At 54.9% G+C, this 25,296-nt stretch carries 21 protein-coding genes; 14 read left to right on the top strand and 7 right to left on the bottom strand.

Translation table 11 applies throughout. The annotated features are described in order from the left end of the window. Positions 1–131 precede the first annotated feature (131 nt). From AC0T7J_RS23115 to AC0T7J_RS23085, 7 genes are all read left to right on the top strand, one after another. On the top strand, positions 132–1,334 hold the full coding sequence (locus AC0T7J_RS23115) for an AAA family ATPase (RefSeq protein WP_473797596.1): 1,203 nt from the start codon (positions 132–134) through the stop codon (positions 1,332–1,334). Then, positions 1,331–2,302 carry a ParB family protein gene (locus tag AC0T7J_RS23110; RefSeq protein ID WP_473797594.1) on the top strand — a complete coding sequence of 324 codons (972 nt, stop codon included), beginning with the start codon at positions 1,331–1,333 and terminating at the stop codon, positions 2,300–2,302. Before AC0T7J_RS23115 ends, AC0T7J_RS23110 begins: the two co-directional genes overlap by 4 nt. Before the next feature lie 221 nt (positions 2,303–2,523). After that, a complete protein-coding gene (locus AC0T7J_RS23105) occupies positions 2,524–3,450 on the top strand; it encodes an aminoimidazole riboside kinase (protein WP_473797591.1) in 927 nt (308 codons plus the stop codon). A gap of 157 nt (positions 3,451–3,607) precedes the next feature. Continuing rightward, on the top strand, positions 3,608–5,143 hold the full coding sequence (locus tag AC0T7J_RS23100; RefSeq protein ID WP_473797588.1) for a carbohydrate porin: 1,536 nt from the start codon (positions 3,608–3,610) through the stop codon (positions 5,141–5,143). A 67-nt stretch (positions 5,144–5,210) separates the two neighbouring features. Next, on the top strand, positions 5,211–6,581 hold the full coding sequence (locus AC0T7J_RS23095) for a sucrose-specific PTS transporter subunit IIBC (protein ID WP_010256928.1): 1,371 nt from the start codon (positions 5,211–5,213) through the stop codon (positions 6,579–6,581). Further along, entirely contained in the window at positions 6,581–7,990 is a 1,410-nt protein-coding gene (locus AC0T7J_RS23090) for a sucrose-6-phosphate hydrolase (protein WP_473797585.1), read from the top strand. Before AC0T7J_RS23095 ends, AC0T7J_RS23090 begins: the two co-directional genes overlap by 1 nt. A gap of 29 nt (positions 7,991–8,019) precedes the next feature. After that, on the top strand, positions 8,020–9,024 hold the full coding sequence (locus AC0T7J_RS23085) for a substrate-binding domain-containing protein (protein ID WP_473797582.1): 1,005 nt from the start codon (positions 8,020–8,022) through the stop codon (positions 9,022–9,024). A 36-nt stretch (positions 9,025–9,060) separates the two neighbouring features. On the opposite strand, the gene AC0T7J_RS23080 is transcribed toward AC0T7J_RS23085, so the two are convergent. The 4 genes from AC0T7J_RS23080 to AC0T7J_RS23065 all read right to left on the bottom strand — a co-directional run bounded on the left by AC0T7J_RS23080 (position 9,061) and on the right by AC0T7J_RS23065 (position 12,857). Next, a complete protein-coding gene (locus AC0T7J_RS23080) occupies positions 9,061–10,251 on the bottom strand; it encodes a cytochrome P450 (protein ID WP_473797580.1) in 1,191 nt (396 codons plus the stop codon). Positions 10,252–10,273: 22 nt separating this feature from the next. After that, positions 10,274–10,819, bottom strand: a complete 546-nt coding sequence (locus AC0T7J_RS23075; RefSeq protein WP_473797577.1) for a chorismate mutase — start codon at positions 10,817–10,819, stop codon at positions 10,274–10,276. A 337-nt stretch (positions 10,820–11,156) separates the two neighbouring features. Next, positions 11,157–12,323, bottom strand: coding sequence for a zinc-dependent alcohol dehydrogenase (locus AC0T7J_RS23070; RefSeq protein WP_473797574.1), 1,167 nt, complete (start codon positions 12,321–12,323; stop codon positions 11,157–11,159). Then, positions 12,324–12,857 (bottom strand): SRPBCC family protein, encoded by a 534-nt coding sequence (locus tag AC0T7J_RS23065; protein WP_473797571.1) that lies wholly within the window; start codon positions 12,855–12,857, stop codon positions 12,324–12,326. 219 nt (positions 12,858–13,076) lie between these two features. On the opposite strand from AC0T7J_RS23065, the gene AC0T7J_RS23060 reads away from it, so the two are divergent. After that, positions 13,077–13,322 (top strand): hypothetical protein, encoded by a 246-nt coding sequence (locus AC0T7J_RS23060; RefSeq protein ID WP_473797567.1) that lies wholly within the window; start codon positions 13,077–13,079, stop codon positions 13,320–13,322. A 1-nt stretch (position 13,323) separates the two neighbouring features. Here AC0T7J_RS23060 and AC0T7J_RS23055 read toward each other — a convergent pair whose 3' ends face one another. After that, positions 13,324–14,235, bottom strand: coding sequence for a GNAT family N-acetyltransferase (locus tag AC0T7J_RS23055; protein ID WP_473797564.1), 912 nt, complete (start codon positions 14,233–14,235; stop codon positions 13,324–13,326). Positions 14,236–14,720: 485 nt separating this feature from the next. Here AC0T7J_RS23055 and AC0T7J_RS23050 point away from each other — a divergent pair, with 485 nt between their 5' ends. Together AC0T7J_RS23050 and AC0T7J_RS23045 are read left to right on the top strand one after the other, a co-directional pair. Further along, complete coding sequence (locus AC0T7J_RS23050) at positions 14,721–14,930, top strand: hypothetical protein (RefSeq protein ID WP_473797561.1); 210 nt, start codon at positions 14,721–14,723, stop codon at positions 14,928–14,930. A 398-nt stretch (positions 14,931–15,328) separates the two neighbouring features. Continuing rightward, positions 15,329–16,912 (top strand): sensor domain-containing diguanylate cyclase, encoded by a 1,584-nt coding sequence (locus AC0T7J_RS23045; RefSeq protein WP_473797558.1) that lies wholly within the window; start codon positions 15,329–15,331, stop codon positions 16,910–16,912. 24 nt (positions 16,913–16,936) lie between these two features. Here AC0T7J_RS23045 and AC0T7J_RS23040 read toward each other — a convergent pair whose 3' ends face one another. Next, positions 16,937–18,718: a sensor domain-containing diguanylate cyclase gene (locus tag AC0T7J_RS23040; RefSeq protein WP_473797554.1), complete on the bottom strand. Its 1,782-nt coding sequence runs from the start codon at positions 18,716–18,718 to the stop codon at positions 16,937–16,939. Positions 18,719–19,064: 346 nt separating this feature from the next. On the opposite strand from AC0T7J_RS23040, the gene AC0T7J_RS23035 reads away from it, so the two are divergent. The 3 genes from AC0T7J_RS23035 to AC0T7J_RS23025 all read left to right on the top strand — a co-directional run bounded on the left by AC0T7J_RS23035 (position 19,065) and on the right by AC0T7J_RS23025 (position 23,643). Beyond that, a complete protein-coding gene (locus AC0T7J_RS23035; protein ID WP_473797552.1) occupies positions 19,065–20,498 on the top strand; it encodes a methyl-accepting chemotaxis protein in 1,434 nt (477 codons plus the stop codon). A 361-nt stretch (positions 20,499–20,859) separates the two neighbouring features. Then, positions 20,860–21,099, top strand: coding sequence for a hypothetical protein (locus AC0T7J_RS23030; RefSeq protein ID WP_031593758.1), 240 nt, complete (start codon positions 20,860–20,862; stop codon positions 21,097–21,099). Between the two features lie 405 nt (positions 21,100–21,504). Then, the gene (locus AC0T7J_RS23025) at positions 21,505–23,643 is read left to right on the top strand and encodes a putative bifunctional diguanylate cyclase/phosphodiesterase (RefSeq protein WP_473797549.1); all 2,139 of its coding nucleotides are present in this window, start codon (positions 21,505–21,507) and stop codon (positions 23,641–23,643) included. Between the two features lie 45 nt (positions 23,644–23,688). Here the strand turns inward: AC0T7J_RS23025 and AC0T7J_RS23020 are convergent, their stop codons facing one another. Then, positions 23,689–24,273 (bottom strand): GNAT family N-acetyltransferase, encoded by a 585-nt coding sequence (locus AC0T7J_RS23020; RefSeq protein WP_473797546.1) that lies wholly within the window; start codon positions 24,271–24,273, stop codon positions 23,689–23,691. 263 nt (positions 24,274–24,536) lie between these two features. Here AC0T7J_RS23020 and AC0T7J_RS23015 point away from each other — a divergent pair, with 263 nt between their 5' ends. Beyond that, positions 24,537–25,106 carry a pyridoxamine 5'-phosphate oxidase family protein gene (locus AC0T7J_RS23015; RefSeq protein WP_473797543.1) on the top strand — a complete coding sequence of 190 codons (570 nt, stop codon included), beginning with the start codon at positions 24,537–24,539 and terminating at the stop codon, positions 25,104–25,106. Positions 25,107–25,296: the final 190 nt, after the last annotated feature.

Below are 25,296 nucleotides of genomic sequence, written 5' to 3'. Positions count from 1 at the left end.
AAGTCCCGATTGAAATGTGCTTACATCTCACCGCTCCTGACAAAAAATCCAGGTTTTTGGCATTTTTCTAAAAAATTGGCAGGTATGTGCTTTTTGTGTAGTATGCAAAAAACATTAACGCAGAGGGGCTTATGAAGCGTGATTATGGTGGAGTGCTGGAAATGGCCACACGTGCCAATTCCATGTTGCATGGACTGAGTAACCACATTGAACAGCAGCGTCATGAATTCAATCAGACTGGGTTTTACCAGACCTTCTCCCGCAATGCTGTCGCCAACATGCCCTTACTGAGTAAGCATGCTGTTGTCGCCGCAATTGGTGATATGGAAGCAGCAGGCTATCAGTTTGGTAAAAAACAGACCGGCAGCACCTCACAATATGCCCTGACCATCCAGAATGTGGTCGATATTTATCAGCATCGCAAAGTGCCGAAATATCGCGACCGGCATGACGGCCCCTTTGTCATCTTCGTTGTCAGCCTTAAAGGGGGCGTTTCGAAAACAGTCAGCACCGTAACGCTTGCCCACGGTATGCGCGCACACCCTTCTATGTTACACAATGACCTGCGCATTCTGGTTATTGATCTGGATCCTCAGGCATCAAGCACGATGTTCCTGAGCCATACCAACAGTGTCGGTTCAGTTCTTGAGACAGCAGCGCAGGCTATGCTGAACGATCTTGATGCAGACCAGCTTCGTAAACAGTTTATAAAACCTACCGTAATGCCAGGCGTGGATGTGATCCCTGCCTCTATTGATGATGGTTTTGTTGCTAGCGACTGGGAAGAGCTGGTTGCTGAGCATCTCCCCGGTGTTGCGCCTTCAGAAGTATTGCGCCGCAATGTGATTGATCGACTGGCAGGGGATTACGATTTTATCTTCCTTGATACCGGCCCTCACCTTGATTCATTCATGCTGAATGCGATTGCGGCAAGTGACGTACTGCTGACACCGACGCCCCCGGCGCAGGTGGATTTCCACTCCACCATGAAGTATCTGACTCGCCTGCCGGAAATGCTGGAGCGTATAGAGTCCGAAGGCATTGAACCCCGGCTTAAAGCCAACATTGGCTTCATGTCCAAAATGACCTCTAAACACGATCACCTGACCTCGCAAAGCTATGCCCGGGAAGTGTTTACTAAATCAATGCTGGATTGCAGCTTACCGCGACTGGATGGATTTGAGCGCTGCGGCGAATCTTTTGATACCGTAATCAGTGCCAATCCCTCCTCTTACCCGGGCAGCGCGGACGCGCTGCGCAAAGCCAAATATGAAGCCGAGCAGTTCTCAAGGGCTGTGTTTGACCGCATTGAATATATCAGGAGTACCCTGTGAGCAAACCTATACAGCGCATTGGCCGCAAATTTGGTGATTCTGCTATAGCTAATATGATCGACAGCAGCAGCCAGTCGCGCACCTTTACGCTGAAGTCGGGCGCAAAGGCCACCTTTGTGCGCCAGCTCATCCTGCATGATGATATTGAAAGCAAAACCAGCGTTGATCCTAAAATCAACGGACGTGACCAGAGCACGCTGACACCGGAATCACTTCAGGAAATCACTCGTACCATTACGCTGCAGCAGTTTTTTCCGGCTATTGGTCGTGTAAACGGTGACCGGATAGAAATCATGGATGGTTCGCGTCGCCGCGCCGCGTGTATTCTTTCCGGTGCCAGCCTGGAAGTTCTGGTCACCGCGGACGAACTGAGTCTCAGTGATGCCCGTCAGCTGGCGGCTGATATTCAGACGGCGAAAGAGCACAACCTGCGTGAATTAGGTCTGCGCTTTATGCTGATGAACGAAAATGGCATGAGCAAAACAGAGATTGCTAAAGCAGAAGGCATCTCAAACGCTAAGGTCTCACGTGCGTTCCAGGCCGCAGCCGTACCCGCTGAATTTATCGAACTCTTCCCGGTTGTCTCTGAGCTGACCCTTCAGGATTATCAGTTGCTACTTGATGTCTGGGAAGAGGCGAAAGCGGAAGCAGTTGAGGTCTCCGCGCTGGTCAGCGAGATTCAACAAACGCTAAAAGCCGAGGATTCTCTTCTAAGCGCCAATGCGGATGAGAAGAAAAGCGCGATTCTTAATGGCTTTAAAAGCGCCCGACGCCAGTTAAAGAAACCTGCACCCGTCAGCAAGACGGTGACGGAAAAGCTGGCTACCTTTACCACAGCTAATACCTATGCGCGTCGTAAAACTAATGATGAGAAGCGCACCGTGCAGTATGAATTCAGCCGTCTGCCAAAAGAGATTGCTGAACAGATTGATGCGTCAATCAGACAAATACTCTCCACGATGAAGTAGTGATTATTACGCCTCTCTGACACCAGAACCGGCCACAGTGCCGGTTTTTTTTATTCTGCCATCCACCCACATTTGCAACGCTATATCTGAATCCTGCTTCTGAGTCAGATAACGTCTTGTGTTAATTACCCAACACTTCAGTAGGGTAAAGCTTGAACTCGTCACGATTTAACGCTATAGCTAAAACGGTTTAGCTTTCAGGTTTAATCAGAGGAGTTTTTATGTCTGTACGTGTATGGTGCCTCGGGGATGCCGTGGTGGATCTGCTACCCGAAATGCCGGGTCGCCTGATGCAGTGTCCGGGCGGGGCACCCGCCAATGTCGCCGTTGGAATTGCCCGTCTGCAGGGAAATAGCGCTTTCATCGGCCGGATAGGCGCTGATCCCTTTGGTGAGTTTATGCGGCAGACGCTCACTGAAGAAAATGTTGATACCCGCTACATGATCGCCGATACACAGCACCGCACTTCAACCGTAGTGGTCGGACTGGATGACCATGGAGAACGGTCCTTTACCTTTATGGTGAGGCCGAGTGCTGACTTGTTTCTTGAGGCGCAAGACCTGCCCGTATTCCGTCACGGGGAGTGGCTGCACTGCTGTTCTATTGCCTTATCAGCTGAACCTTCACGCGCAGCGACTCTGACCGCCATGAAGCAGATCCGTGCAGCAGGCGGCCATGTCAGTTTCGATTTAAATCTGCGTCACGACCTCTGGCCCGATCCGCAATTGCTGCATGCGGTGGTGAATGAGGCGCTGAGCCATGCAGACGTAGTTAAACTGTCCGACGAGGAACTCGATTTTCTCTGTCCGGATCAGGAACCCACTGACAGCATGCCGAAGCTGGCGGCGCGATTCAGCATAAAACTATTGCTGGTCACGCGGGGCAGGGAAGGGGTAATTGCCTGCTATCAGGGCCAGCTATACCACTATGCTACTTCGCCCGTGGTCAGCGTCGACACCACAGGCGCAGGTGACGCCTTTGTGGCCGGATTACTCTGGGGGCTGGCGAAGTCAGGTCTGCCTGCCGATGAATCGCAGTTGGCCATCTGCCTTACCAGCGCACAACGCTGCGGTGCACTGGCAACCACGGCTAAGGGAGCCATGACAGCACTTCCGCGGCTCCACCAGCTGAACGACCTGCCAGGCTGATTATCATTATTGCCCCTGTTTTGGGAGCTATCTCACAATCACTAAACCGGTTTAGCAATTTTCATTGCGCAGGGAAATTACCCGTGGCTATGATTTACGCCTAAACCGATTTAGCAAAAAATCCGGTGATGATAGCCTCTCTTCAGGGACATAAAAAATGAAAAAAAGCGCGTTAGCAGTGAGTCTCTCAACGATATTACTTTCCACATCAGTCTGGGCCGACTCCAGTATGAGCAGCATTGAGGCACGCCTTGCGGCCATGGAGCAGCGACTGCAGGCAGCCGAGCAGCGAGCGAATGCAGCGGAAACCCGGGCACAGGTCGCGGAGAAACAGGCACAGATGGCTGAGAAGCAGGCACAGCAGCTGGCTGCCGTGCAGCAACAAACCCAAAACTCCACCGCTGAGGTCGCGCAGCGCACCGCGAAACTGGAACAGAAATCAGCCGATGAAGGTGGCTTCGAGTTCCACGGTTATGCCCGATCAGGATTACTGATGAACAGCTCGGCCGCCAAAACTCAGGGGGGCCCGACCGTTACCCCTGCCGGGGAAACCGGCGGCCACGTTGGGCGTCTTGGCAATGAACCGGATACCTACGTGGAGCTCAACCTCGAACATAAGCAAACGCTGGACAACGGCGCCACCACCCGTTTCAAAGCGATGCTGGCCGATGGACAGCGCACCTACAACGACTGGACCGCCGCCAGCAGCGATCTCAACCTGCGTCAGGCGTTTGTCGAGCTCGGGCAGCTTCCCACTTTCAGCGGCGCATTCGATAACGCCACGGTCTGGGCCGGTAAACGTTTTGATCGCGATAACTTTGATATTCACTGGATCGACTCCGATGTGGTGTTCCTTGCCGGCACCGGTGCCGGTATTTACGACATGAAATGGAGCGATCAGGCGCGCAGTAACATTTCGCTGTATGGCCGTACTTTTGGCGACATTGAAAACAATGAAAACACTGCGCAGAACTACATCCTGTCGCTGAATAACTTTGTCGGCCCCGTACAGATGATGGTCAGCGGTATGCGGGCGAAAGATAACGATGACCGCCGGGATATCGACGGCCTCAGAGTTAAAAGCGATGCGGCGGAAACCGGTGTTCACGCGCTGCTGGGCCTGCATAACGACAGCTTCTATGGCCTGACAGAAGGCACGTCGAAAACTGCACTGCTCTATGGTCATGGCCTGGGCGCAGAGGTGAAGTCGATTGGTTCTGATGGCGCACTGTTGCCGGAAGCGGACACCTGGCGTCTGGCGAGTTACGGTATTACCCCGCTGGGCGGCGGCTGGCACATTGCACCTGCTTTACTGGCTCAGCGTAGTGACGATCGTTATGTCAAAGGTGACAGCTATGACTGGGCGACAGTCAACCTGCGGTTGATTCAGGAAATCACCCAGAACTTCGAGATGCAGTATGAAGGATCTTATCAGTACATGGATCTGCGTCCCGAAGGCTACAACAACCGTAATGCGGTCAGTGGCAGCTTTACCAAACTCACCGTTGCGCCAACCCTGAAAGCCGGTGATGTCGGTGACTTCCTCAAACGTCCGGAAATTCGTCTCTTTGCAACCTGGATGAACTGGGATCACCGGCTGGATAACTATGCCAGTGACGACGCTTTCGGCAGTAAAAGCTTCGATGCCGGTGGCGAATGGAACTTCGGCGTACAGATGGAAACCTGGTTCTGACCGGGCGGCCCCGGATACCGGGGCCAGAGATCAGGATGGATAAAAACATAACAAGATTGAGGTGTGTATGGACTATGTAAAAATATCGCGGGCACTGCTGCCCCTGCTGGGTGGTAAAGAGAACATCGCCAGCGCTGCTCACTGTGCCACCCGGCTGCGGCTGGTGCTGGCGGATGATGAAAAAGCGGATACCACCGCGATTGGCCGGATTGAGGGCGTTAAAGGCTGCTTCCGCAATGCGGGCCAGCTTCAGGTTATCTTCGGCACCGGCGTGGTGAACAAGGTCTATGCTGCCTTTATCGCCGAAGCGGGCATCAGTGAATCGAGCAAATCCGAGGCCGCTGATATAGCCGCACGTAAGCTCAACCCTTTCCAGCGCATCGCCCGCCTGTTGTCGAACATCTTTGTGCCGATCATTCCGGCGATTGTGGCATCGGGTCTTCTGATGGGCCTGCTGGGGATGGTCAAAACCTATGGCTGGGTCAATCCGGAAAATGCGCTCTACATCATGCTGGATATGTGCAGCTCGGCGGCCTTTATTATCCTGCCAATCCTGATTGGCTTTACGGCTGCCCGCGAGTTTGGTGGTAACCCGTTCCTTGGTGCGACACTGGGAGGCATTCTCACTCATCCGGCGCTGACCAACGCCTGGGGCGTCGCCGCCGGTTTCCACACCATGAACTTCTTCGGCATTGAAGTGGCCATGATTGGCTATCAGGGCACGGTGTTCCCGGTACTGCTGGCGGTGTGGTTTATGAGCATGCTGGAAAAGCAGCTGCGTCGGGTTATTCCGGATGCGCTGGATCTGATCCTGACCCCGTTCCTGACGGTGATTATCTCCGGCTTTATCGCACTGCTGATTATCGGTCCGGCGGGTCGTATGCTGGGTGATGGCATCTCCTTTATTCTCAGCACCCTGATTGCGCACGCTGGCTGGCTGGCGGGACTGGTGTTTGGTGGACTCTATTCGGTCATTGTGATTACCGGCGTCCATCACAGTTTTCATGCTATCGAAGCCGGACTGCTGGGCAATCCTTCCATCGGTGTGAACTTCCTGCTGCCTATCTGGGCGATGGCGAACGTGGCTCAGGGCGGTGCCTGTCTGGCAGTGTGGTTTAAAACCCGCGATGCGAAAATCAAAGCCATTTCGTTGCCCTCCGCATTTTCAGCGCTGCTGGGGATCACCGAGGCGGCTATCTTTGGTATTAACCTGCGGTTTATGAAACCCTTTATCGCCGGATTAGTCGGTGGCGCGCTGGGTGGAGCCTGGGTCGTATCAGTACACGTGTATATGACCGCGGTCGGGCTGACCGGTCTGCCGGGCATGGCGATTGTCCAGGCTGGCTCTCTGCTCAACTATGTCATTGGCATCGCCATCGCGTTCACCACAGCGTTTGTGATCTCTTACCTGCTTAAATACAAAACGGATTCTGAATAATGGCCTCATCAACACGTCTTGCCGCCATTCTGCAGGCAGTGATGCAGGGTATGCCAAAAGCGCTCAGTGACAGCCACTATCCTGGCTGGCATCTGGCACCGGTAACCGGGCTGCTAAACGATCCCAACGGCTTCATCCACTTCGACGGTTATTATCATCTCTTCTACCAGTGGAACGCGCTGGGCTGTGCGCATCAGCACAAATGCTGGGGACACTGGCGCTCAGCCGATCTGCTGCACTGGGAGCATCAGCCCATCGCCCTGATGCCGGATGAGGAGTATGACCGCAGCGGCTGCTACTCCGGCAGCGCGGTAGACGATAACGGTGTACTGACACTGATCTACACCGGGAATGTGAAGTTTGATGATGGCTCGCGCACCGCGTGGCAGTGCCTGGCGCAACAGAACAGCGCGGGTGGTTTTGATAAACTCGGTCCGGTTATCGCCGTGCCGGAGGGCTATACCGGTCACGTTCGCGACCCTAAAGTCTGGCGTCACGACGAGCACTGGTACATGGTGCTGGCTGCGCAGAATACGCAGCTGCAGGGCAGGGTACTGCTATTGCGTTCTGAAAATCTGCGGGAGTGGCAGAACCTCGGCGAGATTGCGGGCAGCAAACTGGGCGGGCTCGACGCCGCAGGCTACATGTGGGAGTGCCCGGATATGTTCACGCTCGGCGACAGCACGTATCTGATCTGCTGTCCGCAGGGTGTTATGCCGGAAGAGAAGCGCTATCTGAACAGTCACGCCTGTGCCTGGCTGAGTGGCTCGCTGGATTATCAGCACCCTGTATACCAGCACGGTCCGCTGAACGAACTGGATGCCGGATTTGAATTTTATGCACCACAAACTACGCTGACCGCTGACGGTCGGCGTCTGCTGGTGGGCTGGATGGGAACGCCAGACGGGGAAGAGATGGCCCAGCCAACCGTGGCACATCGCTGGATCCACCAGATGACCTGTCTGCGCGAGCTTAGCTCCCGCAATGGCCGGCTCTGTCAGCAGCCGATTGCAGAACTGCAGGCGCTGCGGGAGAGGGAGCAGCACTATCAGGGCCGTGCCGATGATGCGCCGCCGATCGCCGTACAGCGGCTGGAGCTGGAGCTGGAGAGCCAGGGCGACATCGAACTGAATTTCGCCGATACACTGATCCTGACGTGGCAGCAGAATGAACTGCGGCTTGCCCGTCGCAGCCTGGTATCGGGTCAATGGACCTATCGTTACTGGACAGGGGCTGCGTGCCGGTTGCAGATCCTGTGCGACCACTCCAGCGTTGAGATCTTCATCAACGACGGGGAAGGGGTGATGAGCAGCCGTTATTTCCCGGACCATCCGGCGCTGCTGACCCTGCGCGGGCGCGCAGAACTGCAGGCCCGCTACTGGTCGTTGCGTCGCTGCATGGTAGAATAAACCCTTGTTTCACTAACCGATGCCTTGCTGTGAGAAAAACAAAACGCGTTACCATCAGTGACATCGCCGGGCTGGCGGGGGTTTCTAAAGCCACTGCCAGCCTGGTGCTCAACGGCCGTGGCGAAGAGTTACGGGTGGCGAAGGAGACGCGTGAGCGGGTTCTGACACTGGCCCGGGAACACCATTATCAGCCCAGCATCCACGCCCGGATGCTGCATGACGCCCGCAGTCACACGCTGGGGCTGGTAGTGCCGGAAATTACCAACCACGGCTTTGCGGCCTTTTCCCATGCGCTGGAAAATCTCTGCCGCGCGGCTGGTCTGCAGCTGCTGATCTCCTGCACTGACGAAAATGCCGGCCAGGAGATGGCCGTGGTCAATAACCTGGTGGCGCGTCAGGTCGACGGGCTGATTGTTGCCTCCAGTATGCTGAACGACAGCGACTATGTCAGCCTCAGCGAACAGCTGCCGGTGCTGCTGTTTGACCGCCACATGAACAATACCAGGCTGCCCTGGGTCATCACCGACTCGGTGACGCCCACCGCTGAGCTGGTCGAAAAGCTGGCGCGCGCCTGTCCGGAAGAGATCTACTTTATGGGCGGACAGTCGGATCTCTCCCCGACCCAGGATCGTCTGGCGGGATTCAGAGAGGGACTGACGCGGGCAGGTGTGACGTTGCAGCCGGAGTGGATCATTCAGGGTAACTATCATCCCGGCAGTGGCTACGAGATGTTTGCCGCGCTCTGTCGCCAGCTGGGACGACCACCCAAAGCGATGTTTACCGCCGCCTGCGGTCTGCTTGAGGGGGTGCTACGCTACATGAGTGAGCATAACCTGCTGAACAGCGACATCCGTATCGCCAGTTTTGATGACCACTATCTCTATGATTCACTCTCTATTCCAGTCGACACGGTAGAGCAGAATGTTCCGGCACTGGCGCAGGCCTGTTTCTCGATGCTGACTACGATGATCGCGGGGGAGGATCCGGTCAACAGCCAGCTTATCCTGCCCGCCACGCTGCGGCTGCGCGGCTAATCGCCGGGCGTTTCTGGCCCGGCGATTAGCCTGACGTTACCACTCGACCGGAAGGGCGCTGACACCGCGCAGATTGGCCCTGTGATTGCGGCGAACGCCGGCGGTCACGGGCCGCATCTCTGGTAATCTTGTCAGCAATACTTCCAGCGCCACCTCCATTTCCGCCAGTGCCAGCCGGTAGCCCATGCAGTGATGGATCCCGCCCCCGAATGCCAGACAGCGTCCTTCATGCCGCCGGATATTCACCCGCTCTGGCGAAGTAAAGACCAGCGGATCGTGATTGGCTGCGCCCAGACTGAGAAAGAAGCGGGTTCCGGGTGGGATTACCTGACCTGCTACCTTAAGCTCTTCCAGCGTGGTGCGGTAAAGCATCTGGACCGAACTGTCGTAACGCAGACATTCCTGAATGGCATCGGGTATCAGCGCATGATTCTGCTTCAGGCATGCCAGTTCCTGCGGATGGTCATGCAGGGCCAGAATCGTGTTGCAGAGCATATTTGATGTGGTCTCATGACCGGCAAGAAACAGCAGTATCACATTGGCGATGATCTCATCGTGACTTAGCCGGTCTCCATCGCTGCCGCTGCGCAGAAAAAGCGACACCAGATCGCTGGCAGAGCTGTCACGACGGGAGACGATCACTGCACTGAAGTAATTTTCCAGCACGGCAAAAGCTTTAGCGGCTTTCTGCAAATCCGTCTGGCTGATTTGAGGATCGAAAACCCTGACCAGCGCAGAGGTAAGATGGCTCAGTTCAGGCGCGTCAGACTCAGAGATATCCAGCATTCTGCAGATAATGCGCACCGGTAGCGGAAAAGCGAATGCCTGAACCAGATCGCAGGTGCGATGGTCTGTGATTGCATCCACCAGCTCATGGGCTACCGTCAGCGCCATCTCTCTGAAGGTTTTAATCTCCCGGGCGCTGAACGCCTTCATAACCAGTCCTCTTAACCGGTTATGATCGGGTGGATTCAGCACCAGAAACATTCTGCTGATCCCCTGAAACAGCGGCATGTCGGCGGCGTCATCACCAAATCTCAGCCTGACACTCTCCATATAGTTCTTACCGACCCGCCGATCGTTCAGCAGGGCGTCCACCACCGTATGACTGCCGCTGATGATGATTTTATCTCCGGCAGGGATAAGCGGTCCCTGCCGATGAAGTTTCCGATAAAGCAGAAAAGGATTGTCAGCGTAATCGGGATTCATAAGTTCATGAAGCTGCATAGCTCACTCCGCTGTCTGAGTATTAATGCAAACGCTGAATGCGGGAGAGGGCTGCAAAAAGGCTGTTTTTATCATTTTCGCTGAGGTGGGGCGCTGTGAGTTGTGACATCAGAAACGCTTTGTCCTCCTGCGCGAAAGTGCCGGTCATCAGACGCTGGCTGATCGCCGTCAGGAGCTGGGTATCCAGTTGTTGTATCTGCTGTCTGGTCTCGGTCAGATCCCTGACAGGAACAGTGCTGTCTGGTGCTGAGAGCCAGTCAGCCCGATAGCGATACTGGATCGCCTTGCTGGCGTTCATCAAAGCGTGAACAAACGGCTCCACGGAGTGGGGTTCAAGCCCGGCCTGTTGTGCGTTTTGCAGCATATTATCCAGCACCACCTGTTCCCGTGGCAGATCCTCGATAGGTAAATGATGCAGTGCTTTATAACCCGCCACCGCTTTCATCACCTGCATCCGTTCATTGAGCGCGGAAGAGAGGGATCCAAGAGAAACAGATGAAACCGAACCTGCAAAAACGTTACTGCACATAAACAGTGAAGAGAAAAAAATTGCCACAAAGTGCGTCATTTGCCTGCTCCATAAATGAAAACTGGCACTAATTTACGCATGAAAAAATAACTAGGTGTGATTATTTTGTTTTCAAAATGTGAACAGAGGCCTGAGCCAGCCTGATACTGGCATGTTGTTCATTTAAATCCGGTTTTTCGCTTTAAATTCATGAAAGCTTCATATTGGTATGCCATTCTTCCCGGTTGATTTCAGTCCGGTCAGGTCGTTACCGGCTATCATAATTCGATTAAGAGCATCCGGCGTATGATGGGATCATCTGCGAAGATAAACTGCGGTTTAGCCGGGCGGCACAGCCGCCCGAATCGGGTTTTGCGGAGTCAGGACAGACCGGGTATCAGGGAACAAACACGGCACGAACGCAGCCATCTTCTTTATGTTTAAACATCTCATAGCCCCGCGGCGCCTCTTCCAGCGGAAAGCGATGCGTCGCCATGAAAGCCGGGTTGAGTTCGTTTCGGGCAACATGTTCAAGCAGACGGTGCATGTAGCGTTGCCCATGCTGCTGGGCGGTACGAATGGTCAGACTCTTATTGATCATCAGCCCCAGCGGAAACTTATCCATGACGCCGTACACCCCCAGAATGGCGATGTTGCCGCCTTTGCGGCACACATACATCGCCTGCCGTAATGCTGCGCCCACGTCCGTTTCAAGATGCAGCATCTGTTTGGTCTTGTCGTAGACCTGACTTAATCCCTCGCCACGTGCTTCCATACCAACAGCATCAATACAGCTGTCCGGGCCGCGTCCGCCGGTTAACTCCAGCAGCGCTTCGTTGATATCGACCTCCGTGTAATTCAGCGTGATGCTGCCGGCGTAGTCGCGCGCCATCGCCAGTCGCTCCGGATAGCGATCGATACCGATGACCTGATGAGCACCCATCAGCCAGGCGCTTTGCTGTGCCATCAGGCCGACGCCGCCACAGCCCCAGACCACCACCGTGTCACCCGGATGAATATTACAGAAATCGGCGCCCATGTAGCCGGTGGGCGTCGCATCGGAGAGGAAAAGCGCCTGCTCATCGGTTACGCCCTCAGGGACGACGAAGCAATCATTGTCCGCAAAAGGCACGCGAACATATTCTGCGTGTGAGCCTGCATAGCCACCAAACGCGTGACTGTAAGCGTATATGCCACCGGTCGCGTGACCCAGCACCGTTTCTCCTTTCTCCCACTGCGGATGGGTATTGTCACAACAGGAGGGCAACTGATGCTGGCAATACCAGCAGGAACCACATGAGATAAAGGAGGGTACCACCACCCGATCACCGCGTCGGATATTGTTGACCGCGCTGCCGACCTCCACCACTTCTCCCATGAATTCATGGCCCAGGATGTCGCCTTCCCGCATACCCGGAATCAGGCCATCAATAACATGCAGATCGGAACCGCAGGTGGTGGTGAGCCTGACGCGAATAATGGCATCGTGAGGATTGAGCAGGCCAGGATCGGCCACGGTTTCAACGCTTAAATCGTTGACGCCATTCCAGCAGAGTGCGCGCATTTATTTCTCCTTATCCTGATGTCCGGCATGACGACCGGCAGGCTGCCCCTGCAGCGTGGGGATCTCACCGGTCTCAGCCAGACTCTTAAAGCGATGTAACGCTTTGCTGGCCACCTCTTTCGGCAACAGATCAAAAAACGTCGTCACCTTTTTTCCCAGTGCGCCACCCGGTGGGGTGAAGTGCAACGTCAGAGCCAGTTCAGTCCCCCATTCACCCGGGGCAGGGCGAAGACGCAATTCACCTTCGTTAGGAATGTCAGCACCTTCCAGCGAGCGCCAGACAATAATTTCGCCTGGCTGCGCTTCAACAATGCGGGTTTCCCAGCGGTAGTGCTTACCAAATGGCCCTTCAATCTGCCAGTGAGCATCGCTTTTATTAACCGGTTTCACGCTGGCAAAGTGGCTCATAATGCGGGGCAGGGTATCGGGCTCAAGCCACAGGGCAAAAAGCTCAGTGGCGGGCAACCCGACAGTGATCCAGCGCCGCAGTGTCAGGGTATTATCACTGGCGGTTGTCTGAGGTGTTGTAGTCAAAGCGTCCTCCGATAGCTCTCTCAGTGGAACGAAAATCATTGAATCTGAGTAAAGAACAGCTAGCGGAATTTTGCGAGCGAAGCCGTGCCTCTCTGCAAATATCCGCACTACCAGAAGGGATGCCAGGTCGTGCGCACATGAAGCGCCATGCCGATCAGGGTTCAGGTATAATGTGTTCCGCGAGTGTGGCGGTTTTTTTAGCAGCAAAAAGAGGGTGATATGACTGTATATGAAGCGACTACCGGTGGTGAAAGCGTCGCGGAGTTAGTTAAGAACCTGGAAAAGCAGGCGGCAAGCCGTTCAGGTGTGAACTGGCACGAAGGTCTGAAAATCAGCACTAAAATCGCACTGGAAAAAATTAATGCTGCATTTGAGGCAAAATGGATCAGCGCAGACGAGAGCCTCAGCCTGAAGCAGCGCGTTTACCGCGTGCAGGATAAGTTGATTGAGCTGGCCTTGTGGTAATTTAAATTATCACAAGGCCAGGACGTAAATCGGCGGGGGTAAAAAACTGATATTTCAGCACGCAGCGTCGCCCGGCATTTTGCGCGCTTCGCAGAGAAGGGGTGTTGCCGGGCAGAATGGTACCGGTCAACAGCGCCTTATCACCATAATGATGATGAAGCTGCTGCAGCAAACGCTGCTGAGCGCGCGCGGCGAGTCCACGGCCCTGATAAGCGGGCATTATCACTTCATCCATAATCTGAAACCCCTCAATAAAGGTCAGTCGTCGGGGGACACAAATCATCACCCCTGCCACTGTGTCCTGCCAGATAATCAGAAACACATGTTCTGCGGCGATATCCTCTCGTAATTCCTGCCTGCTGGTTGCCAGTAGCTGATCACGCAGATGCGGCAGCGTATGCCAGCTGGCATGATAGGCGCGGTTAATCGCCGTGATACAGGTGGGATAATCTTTCCGACAGGCTGTCACCAGTGAAACCTCCTCGTCGACAGGAACAGAGAGTGACGCCAGATCGCTGAGGAAAAGCAGTTGATCGGTTATACCGATGTCAGGATAAGTCGCAGGCACCAGGATACGCAGCTTTAGCGGTTTTAGCGGCTGCCACGCCTGCATAATGGCACTAGCGACTCTGTAATCAATGATGCCATCACGTGCAACAACCTCAATAAAGGGCTGTGCAGGATCGCCACCGAGATAGCGTGGCCCGGTGAGATAACGCTGGCCGTTTATCGTCAGTTCACGCTGCAAAAATGCGTGCTGGGGCAGGCCGGTTTCACGCCATGGAAAGGCGGCGGAAAAATGATGATCGTGGCATCGTATCTGCTGCTGTGCCAGCCAGCTGGCAAGCCAGTCGCTGAGACGTTCAGATGAGACAGGAACAGTACGGTAGAGCGATACCATATAATCCAGCATAAGATTCCTTATTGCCCGCCGTCAGTGATCGCCTGCCTCTCTCCGCAGTACATCTGACCCGTTGCCGGATTGCAGATGAGGCTGATGAGAGTGTAAACGAAGTGGTCTGTTTATGACCATCTCAACCTGTCAGCCAGCACCATTACCCCGGTTCTGCATGACAGCACTGCTGGAGCTGTCAGACGGTGCAATGCTGACAATATGAGCAGACAGACATCATTCTCTGACATCGCTAATTGTCGCCACCCTCTGAGCTGAATTGAAAGTATGGGTAACAATCTATTCGGTTCAGGCTGGATTTTGCATTCATGGTCAAATTAATTGATGGAATAAGACTAACTTGCCCAAAATTTAAATCAGAAACAGATAAGCAGTTTCTGGTTAAATATTACGGAATCAGATAAACGGCAGCCTATAAATAGATTATGCTAGAGAGGTTGTTCAATAATTATAAAATGTCCGATCTTTTTAACACCGGGGGTTACATGGTTCATATTGATTTATGCACCAAAGAGGGCGTGATGAAAGCTTATGCTTTTCAGACGCCTATGCAGGCAATGACCCTGCTGGAGAAAATTAAAGATGATGAATTTCAGTGGTTTAATCTGGAGTGGGATGGGCGTCGCTTTACCTGTCCGTATCATTTTATTAAAAGACTCAGCAGCCGTTCTTATATTAAAGCGTTCTGGCGTTAAATTCGCTTAAAAGATAAGGCTGATGCAAAGTTTCTTATTAATAATGCGGGCTTTATTTAACTGTTCTACACCTGTTTTTAACGTAATGATAAACGGGGCAGAGCCTGCCCCGTTATTTTCAGCGACCGGATGGCGTTGTTATCATGCCCGGCGACAATAAATATCGCGTCATCTGCACAACTCCCTGCTTACTGAGTATCATTATTACCGCTTAATCATTTTCTGCTGTTGCTTATCAGGACCATCGAAACGCTAAACAATCCTTTATACGAGGCTGGACGATTCGTACTGCGTCCGGCAATGCGCCGTGATCTTATGTAAATCATCTTCTGTTCTGCCCTTGACGAGAAACGTCTACTGTTACACTCAGATGACACTTAATCCGGATCCCGACTGCAATGTTCCATGAAAAAATGCGCCTTCGTTCGCTGCTGACTTTGCTCTCCATCGGGGGCGTCATTCTGACCTCCGGTCTGCTGCTGAGTGCGCTGCTGCTGTTTCAGAAGGCCAATATCGAAAACAGCCTGCTTGAAGGGAACATTGCCTATGCCCGCAAACTGGCCGACACCACCGATCGTTACCTGGCGACAGCGCAACGTGAACTTGCCTGGAGTGCCTCGCAGATCAGGGAGCTGAGCAATACTCAACGGCTGCAAGGGGAGACTGAACGTCTGCGAATGCAGTCGGGCTTTTTCAACTCGGTGGTGGTGGTCAATCATGATGCCATCATTGCGGCAACCTCACCGGATAGTCTGAATCTGATTGGTGTGAAGCTGCATTCGGCGGCCAGCCTGCAGGCGATTGCGACCCAGAAGCCCTTTATCTCTGCGCCCTTTACCTCTGCTGCTGGGAATTATGTGGTGTTTTTATCTCAGCCTCTCTTCAGCGAAGAGGGCCACTATCTGGGCTACATTGGCGGCACCATCTATCTTAAAAAACAGAGCATGCTGAGCGAGATCCTGAGCCAGCATTTTTATAGCAGAGGATCGACGGTCAGTGTGGTCAGCAATGAAGGGCTGATTATATTCAGTCACGATCCGGCTCTGGTGGGCACCAGGATGCTGCTGAGCCTGGCACTCCAGAAGCGGCTGGCCACCACGGATAGTGGGCACTTCACGCTGGAGAATGACGGGAAAAATTATCTCACCGGTTATGGCACGCTGCATAAAACCGGCTGGAACGTGTTTATTACCGGCACCTCCGAAACGGTCAGGCATATTCTGATGCGCACGGCGGAAAGCGCCATCTGGTTCGTTCTGGGGATTATTGCCATAACAGCGGCCATGATTGCTTTCATGGCCGGTCGAATCGCCTCTCCACTGGAAAAGCTGGCGGACAGAGTGCGCGATGGCGGCAGCGAAGCCCAGGCGGAATCTCTCGCCACGGTCAAAACCTGGTATTACGAGGCTGACCGGCTCAAAGAAGCCGTGCAGGCGCATCGCCACGCTGTTGCGGGTCACCTTGCCGCGCTAAACGATGAGGCGATGACCGATCCGCTGACCGGGCTCTGTAACCGACGCGGATTTTCGGCGCTGGCGGCGCAGTCAGACAGCGAGCATGAACAGTGTGCCATCGCCATTGATATTGACCATTTTAAGAAGATAAACGACTGGTATGGGCATGACGCGGGTGATGCGGTTCTGGTGAGCCTGGCTGCCTTACTGCGTCAGGCCTGTCGCACCGGCGATATCGTCAGCCGGTTTGGTGGCGAGGAGTTTATTCTGCTGCTGCCGCATACCACGCTGGCTGATGCCGTCCGCACCGCGGAACGCATCCGTGAGACCGTCAGCGCCACCACCTTTCCGTTTGCCGGAACGATGACCATCTCAGCCGGGGTGGCTTCGCGGAGTGTTCAGGATAGCGATCGCGACTCTCTGCTGCGGCGTGCCGATGAAGCGCTTTACGAAGCAAAAGCCGCCGGGCGTAATACCGTCATCATTGCCGGACATGAGGGGGTCAGCGCGACTGATTCGGCCGGGTAAGATTCCGGGGTGGGTGGGACAGGCTCAGCACTTACTGCGCAATCGCCAGCCGAGCCATTCATCCAGCGCCGCTTCCGGCAGCGGCCTGGAGTAGAAAAATCCCTGCGCCTGATCGCAGCCGAACTCCGTCAGCGCCGTAACGGTTTCCGCATTCTCCACGCCTTCAGCCAGTACCATGTAATCGAGATCTTTAAGCATCGAAATAATACTGCGGGCGATGACACGCGATGCGGTGTCAGATGAAATCTCGCTGATCAATGAACGGTCCAGCTTGATTACGTCCAGTGGCATGCGTCGCAGATAACTGATGTTGCTGTAGCCGGTACCAAAGTCATCCAGTGAAATACCGAATCCACGAAGTTTTAGCATCTCAAGCCCCCGCATTGCGGTTGCGCTTTCCAGAATCCGTTCGGTCTCCAGACATTCAATGCCCAGCAGAGAAACCGGGAGCTTCGCCCTGATCATCTGCTCTTCCAGCTCGTCGGCAAAACCGTCACGGGAAAAGTCGCTGCTGCTGACGTTAATGGTGATGGGTAGCTGAATATAGCTGTTGCGCAGTCGGGAGAGTCGGGCGATGGCGTGCTCTGTTACCCAGGCGGTCAGCTCGCTGAGCAGTTCGGTTTGCACCGCAAAAGGTAAAAACTGTGCAGGAGATAGTTCGCCGCGCTGCGGATGCTGCCAGCGAATCAGGGCCTCCAGTCCAATCGGCTTGCCGCTGTGCAGACAGATTTTAGGCTGATACGCCAGCCACAAGCCCTTATCCTGACGTATCGCGATGGCCAGGTCATGCATCAGGGTGAAGTCCTGCGTATGGCGTGTATCCGTGGCCTCACTGAAAGGCATTGACGCGACGTCACGGGTAATGGCCTCGTGCAGCGCACTGACCGCCCGCCGCAGGATCTCCTGGGCAGGCATCTCCCCGGTGTTGAAACTCGCCTCCCCGGTGTGGGTCATCAGTGCCACCGACAGCCCATCGCCGAGATCCGCGCTGATCCCGGCCAGCTTGTTTGCCACCCAGCTGGCAGTGAGCCTGCTCTCCTGACGTGTCAGCAGGGCAAAGCGCCCGGTGGCCACGGTGTAGAGCATCTCCCCAGCCGCAGGCCTCAGGCGCAGCGGCAGCAGTGTCGCCACATCTTTCAACAGGCTTTCAACCGGCCCCATGCCCATTGAGCGCGCAAGTTCGTAGGCGCGCGGCATATCGATACAGTCAATCAGCACCAGCCGCCGTGGGGTGGTGTCACCGGAGGCGGCAAGAAATTGCAGGTCGCGAATCAGACGCTGGCGGTTGGGCAGACCGGTTACCGGGTCGGCAAAGCCGGCCGAGTACCAGGCCTCAAGAAATGACATCACCAGTGCCGCCAGCATCTTCAGCATGGCGACCTGATCCGCATTAAAGGGATGAGGCGCGGTGTCAGTCACGCACAGCGTACCCAGTATCAGACCTGTGCTGCTTTTAAGCGGTACGCCGGCATAAAAGCGGATAAAAGGCGCGCCAGTAATCAGCGGATGCTCAGCAAAACGGGTATCCAGCAACGTATCGGGTACCACTACGGTGCTGTCACTGTCCACTGCATGCCTACAGAGCGAGTCCTGCCGGGAGGATTGAGTAAGTGTGAAATTTTGCGCGGCCTTTACATGCTGCATCTCATCATCCAGTACGGAGATAAAGCTGCCGGGTATACCGAGTGCCTGGCTGGCCAGCCGGACGAACTGTCGCAACACATCGTCACGACTTTCGTCGTTACTGCGCAGCGCGTGCAGGGTTCGCGTACGGCAATCGTCGCCGTCGCTGAGACTCATAAGCATGGATTCCTCCGCACCGGCTGGTTACGGCGCGAAATTAAACAGAAAAATTGAAGGGTAGGACGTCATGACTACAGGCAAATTCTGCAAAAAGAAAGGGTCATGACCATTTATTTTTTATCACACTGCACGCCACTGCTGGTCAGAATAGCAAAGCCCTTTTCTTTAACGAAATATTTTAGTAATTACGATTCTATTATTTTGTCGTTAAAAACTTTTAATTTCTTAAATATCCTGCCAGTATATAAAGCATAAATATAGTGCGCTATATAATAATGCACTAAAGTAGATGACATAACTTATTTTTGCTTAATTTTAACTACACCAATGACAACATCGGGGAAACCTCATGAATTCACTCAGGCATTTCACTATCCGCCGCGTTGTGCTGTGGATGATGATCGTCTCACTGGGCATCGTCGTACTGGCAGGCGGTTACAGCAGTCAGGTAGTGCGCGATATCTTTCGTCAAACCGATCGTTCAGCCGTTCTGACGCAGCAGCTGAGCTTTCTGGCGCACAGCGCTATCGTCATGCAGAGCGGTACGCCAGCCGATAAAAACGCGCTCGTCGCCTCCACCCCGGCCGATGCTGACTGGGATAGCTTCCGCGCGGCACTCACGACAACCCCCTCAGAATACGCAACGGTTGCCCGTGCGCAGCTGGACAAGGTGACGCAGCAGCTGGCCGGGAATCAGGCCCCCCTGAAGGCTGACCGGCACCGGCTTGAGGGCGTTTTGCTGTCAGCCCTGCTGGCGGCAGTAGCGTTGCTGCTGTTTTGCGACCGCTATCTGGTCGTTCATCTGGTGCGTCCGGTAAGTAAAATTCGCAGTCATTTAAAAATTATTGCCGATGGCGATCTGACGCGCGAGCCGGAAGATCTGGGGCGCAACTGTGTCGGACAACTGGTGCCGCTGGTCAAAGAGATGCAGCACAGTCTGTTGCAGACGGTCAGCGCTATCCGAGACAACGCAGCCATTCTTCATCGTGAAGCGGGCGACATCGCTGCGGGTAATGCCGATCTCTCTGACCGGACATCCACTCAGGCTGCTGCGCTGGAGCAGACCGCAGCCAGCATGGAGGAGATCACCGTCACCGTGCGTCACAATGCACAGAATGCCCGGGAGGCACGTGAACTGGCTGCCAGCACCACGGATACGACTCAGCAGGGCGTAGAACTGGTTCAGTTGGTATCGGCAGCCATCACCAGCATCGCTCAGGGATCAGAAAAAATCCGGCAGTTCACCACCACTATCAATGGTATTGCGTTTCAGACCAACATTCTGGCGTTAAACGCCGCTGTAGAAGCTGCCCGTGCGGGTGAACAGGGCCGCGGCTTCGCGGTGGTCGCCAGTGAGGTACGTTCACTGGCACAGCGAAGTGCTGCTGCCTCTAAAGAGATCGAAGAGCTGATTGCCGATACCGTGGCACGCGTTGACGATGGACGGCGGGCGGCTGAGAGCGCAGGAACCACCATGGAAGCCGTGCTGCGCGGCGTCGGCGGCGTGAATGAACTGATCGGACAGATTGCGCTGGCGTCGGATGAGCAGAGCAAAGGGATTGCCCAGGTCACGGTCGCCGTTGCTGAACTTGATCGCGTAACGCAGCAGAATGCGACGCTGGTTCAGCAGGTTTCGGCGACAGCAGGCAGTCTCAGTGGACAGACTGAAACGCTGGGCAGCGTCATTACGCGCTTTACCCTGCCGCATCCTCCTCTCGCCGCAGAGACTAAACGCGTCACGCCTGCTGAAAAAGGCGGCTGGGCAACGTTTGCCCGGGCATAGCCTGAACGTATTTTTTCTGAACTGTAGATAATGTCTGTCCGGGACGGAATAACGATTAACGTTCACTCTTTTTAAAAAATGAATGAAACGGTCATTTTCTGAGGCTGCGATTGACGTTGATCATCATTCGATCAATGCCACCATTCAGAATGGCAATGATTAGTCTCAGCAGTGCAAAAATCATCCGGGCAGTGATTTAAATATCATTCAGGTTATTTTCTCTGTTTTTACCGGCGCGTTACGCTTTCCTGATAAGTGTAAAACGCCGGGCGTTTAAAACTTAACTCAAATTTATGTTTTGGCCGCAGGCGTGTTCTTCCGCCCGGCCATCTCGCCGGGGCACCGTATGCGGAGTATTTATATGGGAAATCAGATTTTACAGCGGCCTGTTGCCGTCCAGCACAACGTACGTGAACTGCGCCTTGCTGCCGGTCTCTCTCAGGAGATTGCAGCCGAGCGTTTCGATCTTAGCCAGCGTGTCTGGCAGACCAAAGAAGCAGCGAAAAATCCTGCGCTGCTCAGCCAGGGAGAATACGAACTGCTGATGCTGCTGGCCGGAGAGCATCCGCACTATCAACTGGTACCGAAGTTAAAAAAGTAAGGCCTTCAGCCCCTGTTTTCTCTTAAGTAAAGTCATGTCGGGCCGATATAAAGAGTTAAGCGAAGCGTGCTTAGCGCTCACCTGCTCTGCTCTGGCCAGATAATGTTGGGCGTTTACCACACCTTCTCCGCCAGGCATAACGTGTTAACTGATGCCTTTATGTTTGCGGCGTCAGACTTATCGGGCTCAGCGCGGCAACCTGTTGCTGCCGGGTTCACTGACGGGCCTTTCTTCTGGCAGCGGGTCGGCAGTGAACTCTGCGCGTTCTGTCTGATTGAACGTGTCCTCTTTATGGTGTGGCAGGCCAGCCACAGCAGATAACATCAGAGGGGAGTTACGCTGAAACGTCCAGTTTATCATGATGCCGAGGCGGCTCGCCTCGACGCACTTAAGCAGTATCATCTGATGGATTCACCGCCGACCGATGCGCTGGATCGCCTCACTACGCTTGCCGCGCGGCTGTTTCGGGTGCCGGTTGCTTTTGTCTCGCTTATCGATGAAAAGCGACAGTTCTTCGCTTCCCGTTACGGTTTGAATATTTCAGGTACGGCGCGCAACGTTGCCTTCTGCCACCATACGCTGGCGCAGGGCGATATCCTCTGCGTGCCCGATACGCTGAAAGATCCGCGCTTCCGCGACAGCCCGCTGGTTCACGGCTACCCCTTTATCCGCTTTTACGCAGGGATCCCGCTCTCCACTCCGGATGGACATCACATTGGCACGGTCTGCCTGACCGACAGTCATCCGCGTGAGCCGCTGACCGCAGAGGATCGCAAGCATCTGAGCGATATTGCTGCACTGGTGATGGATCGCATGGAGATGCATCGCCTGGAGCTATTGCGCTATACCAGCCAGCAGCGACTTGAGGCGATCTCATCCACTTCGCCTGACGCTATTGTCTGCACCGACCTTCGGCGTGGCATAACCTTCTGGAACCCGGCTGCCACCGCGCTGTTTGGCTACAGCGCAGAGGAGATGCGCGGCCAGTATATCAGCGAGCTGATCCCGGCTCGCTGCCAGACTGACTACCGTAATGAACTGGTCCGGATTACTTCTGACGAAGCGGCTATCTCGCACCCTCGCTCTTTGCAGATATGGGGTGTCACGCGTGAAGGTCGTGAATTTCCGGCAGAAGTCTCTTTTTCGGGCTGGCGTGAAGAGGGCGAGCGGCTGGTGGGCATGATAATCCGTGATGTCACAGCCCGTTATGAGAGTGAGGCGCGGCTCTGTGAGCTGGCTTCACTGGATATGCTGACACGTCTCGCCAGCCGTAGCGCCTTTATGGATCAGGTCGGCCAGCTGACCAGGGCGGGCGTTCCCTATACGTTACTGATGACCGATCTCGATGGTTTTAAAGAGGTTAACGATACGCTGGGGCATGCCGCAGGCGATGCGTTGTTGTGCCACGTTGCCGAACAGATTCGTGCGGTTTGCGCCAGTGCCGTGACGGCTGCGCGCCTGGGCGGGGATGAATTTGTGATCCTGTTAGCGGGCGGCAGTGCAGAAGCGGCAATTACGGCAGAAAAACTGATTGTGGCGGTACAGACGCCGTTCCGCTATCACGACTCGCCGGTGGTGGTTGGTGCCAGCACCGGCATCGCCTCCTACCCTGAGCATGGCAGGGATCCCTCTTCGGTGATGTCCGCCGCTGATCTGGCGCTCTACCGCGCCAAAGCGTCGGGTAAAGGCTGCAGCATGCTGTTTATGCCCGCGTTTCGTGAAGCGGAGCAGCAGCGCCGCCGCTTTGAGCGCGAACTGGAAACGGCGGTGCGGCAGCAGCAGTTCACTCTTTACTATCAGCCCCGCTACGACGTTGAAAGCGGAAGGCTTATTGGCTGCGAAACGCTGGTGCGCTGGCAGCATCCGACACGCGGGCTGCTGTTGCCGGCAGAATTTATCGGCATGCTGGTTAAAAGTCCGCTTTCAGTCACGCTGGGTGAATGGATCATCCGCAATGCTCTGGCACAGGTCCGGCAGTGGCAGGTTCGCTCTCCTCAGCTTCGCGTCAGCATCAACCTGTTTCCGCGCCAGCTGGCAGGGAACAGCCTGGAGACGGTGATACGTGAGAGTGCCGGAGGCGATGCCGGTTTTGTTGAGCTGGAAGTGGATGAGCCACTGCTGGCCGTGCTGATGCAGGATATGCCGGTTCAGGTTGACGCCGTACGCCGAACGGGAGCCTCGTTCGTTATCGATCATTACGGGCGTACGCTGGGGGCAATTAACCTGCTGCGCTACAGCGTTGTGACGGGTTTTAAAATCGATAAGTCGATGACGCACGAGCTGGGTTCCAGCATGCGGGTGCGTATGATGTTCCGGGCAATTACCGCGCTCGGCAAAAGCCTGGGTATCCGGGTGGCCGCCGAAGGGGTGGAAGACAAAGAGCAGATCGCCTTTGTTACCGCCGCCGGATGCGACATTATGCAGGGCAATGGTCTGTGCCAGCCACTGACGCCGGCGGACTTCGAGGCGATGCTGTGCGGAGAGGAGCACTATCCACCCGCTGTCGCCAGTGGTTATGACGTCACGCCACGCGAATCGATCTGACTGTGGCGACCGGAGAGGAGGATGCCCGAGCTGATAGTCTGCGCCTCAGGATGAGTGTGCGGGCCGGTATTCCTGTTTCAGCAAGCCGAAGATCCAGTCATCCTGCCACTGGCCGTTGAGAAAGAAGTTCTGCCGCAACGTTCCCTCCTGCACAAAGCCCGCCGAGATCAGGGTCCTGCGTGAGGCCGCATTGCCTGCCGTCACCGTCGCGATCAGTTTGCGGTAATCCTGTTGCTCAAAGCAGAAGGTGATAATGGCATGCAGAGACTCGCTGCCGTAGCCTTTGCCCTGCGCGTCTGCGGCCAGAATAAAGCCAAACTCCGCAATACCCTCTCCGCGATCGATAAACCCGCAAAAGCCAGCAGGAGAACCGGATGTTTTTTCCCCGATAACCAGACAGAGCCAGTGTCTGCAGCCCTTGAACCAGGCGGGCAGACGGACATCAAATGAGTGGGTTCTGATCTCATCAGCGCTGCGCGGATCGCTGATGTACTGCATCACCGATCTATCCTGACTGACTGTCAGATAGAAGGGCCAGTCTTCCTGCCGAAGTGGCCGATAAGTCAGGCGCGGTGAGGTGACTTTCAGCGGCATTTCAGCCGGTACTTTAGCTGACTCTTCAGTTGTCATCGTGCAACTCCCTGCGGATCGAATCTCTGTGGCGATGGCACAAAAATAACACAGAGTGGCTGACTGGCGGGACGGGCTTTCGCCGCTCTGCGAGGTATCCCGCAATCCCGACGCTATCTCAACAGCGCCTGCATTTGTGCATTGGCCTCCAGGTCTCACTGGCTGCATTTGCTCTTATCGCTGCGCTGGCAGGCCTTCTGCTCACATTAAAGCTACGCTTTTAGCCAGATGGCTGAAAATTGACCCTGATGAGAGTAATCCCCATGGAATTGAAAACCTTTGAAGCAGCAGCCTGGGCAGCCCTGCAGGAGGCTGCTGCCGACCCGCAATCCGGATTTCGTTATCTGATGCTCTGTACGGTCGATGCTCAGCTGCGACCTCAGGCGCGCACCGTGGTTCTGCGCCAGTGTGCCGACGACCGCCGGATGCTGACATTTCATACGGATGTTCGCAGCCCGAAGTGGCAGGAGATGGCGGCGAATCCGCAGGTTACCGTGGTGGGATATTGTCATCAGCGTCGCCTGCAGTTACGGCTGGCAGGGCGGGTTGAGTGTTATGCGGCGGGAAGTGATGTTGCCCGGGCAGCCTGGCGTGCGTTACCGCAGTACACCAGGCAGACTTACACCGGCGGACCACCGGGTGAAGCACGGGCAACGGCTGATGAGACGCCTGATGCAATGGCAGCGGAAACCGGAGAATTCCGCTTTGGCGTGGTGATTTTGCAGGCCAGTGTGCTGGACGCTTATCAGCTTCAGCGAAACGAAAATCAGCGCGCCCTGTTTCGGTATTCGGCTCATGGCGAGTTGCAGGAAAGCGAATGGCTCAACCCCTGACCCGATATGTCTGATTCACTTCAGGTCAGGTTAACGTCTGATTGATCCTCTTTTCGCCCACGCGATAAGAGAGATTTCACTGTCGGCCGCTTCGTTAGTTATTTTTTATCTGCCGTACCGCTTATCCGATTTTAGCACCACGTTATCTTCATATAATGGCGTTTTTCTGCTTTTTGCTATCTTTTGCCAG

Source organism: Pantoea sp. E956-1 (assembly GCF_982223955.1).
This window is presented reverse-complemented; position numbering and strand designations above follow the sequence as displayed.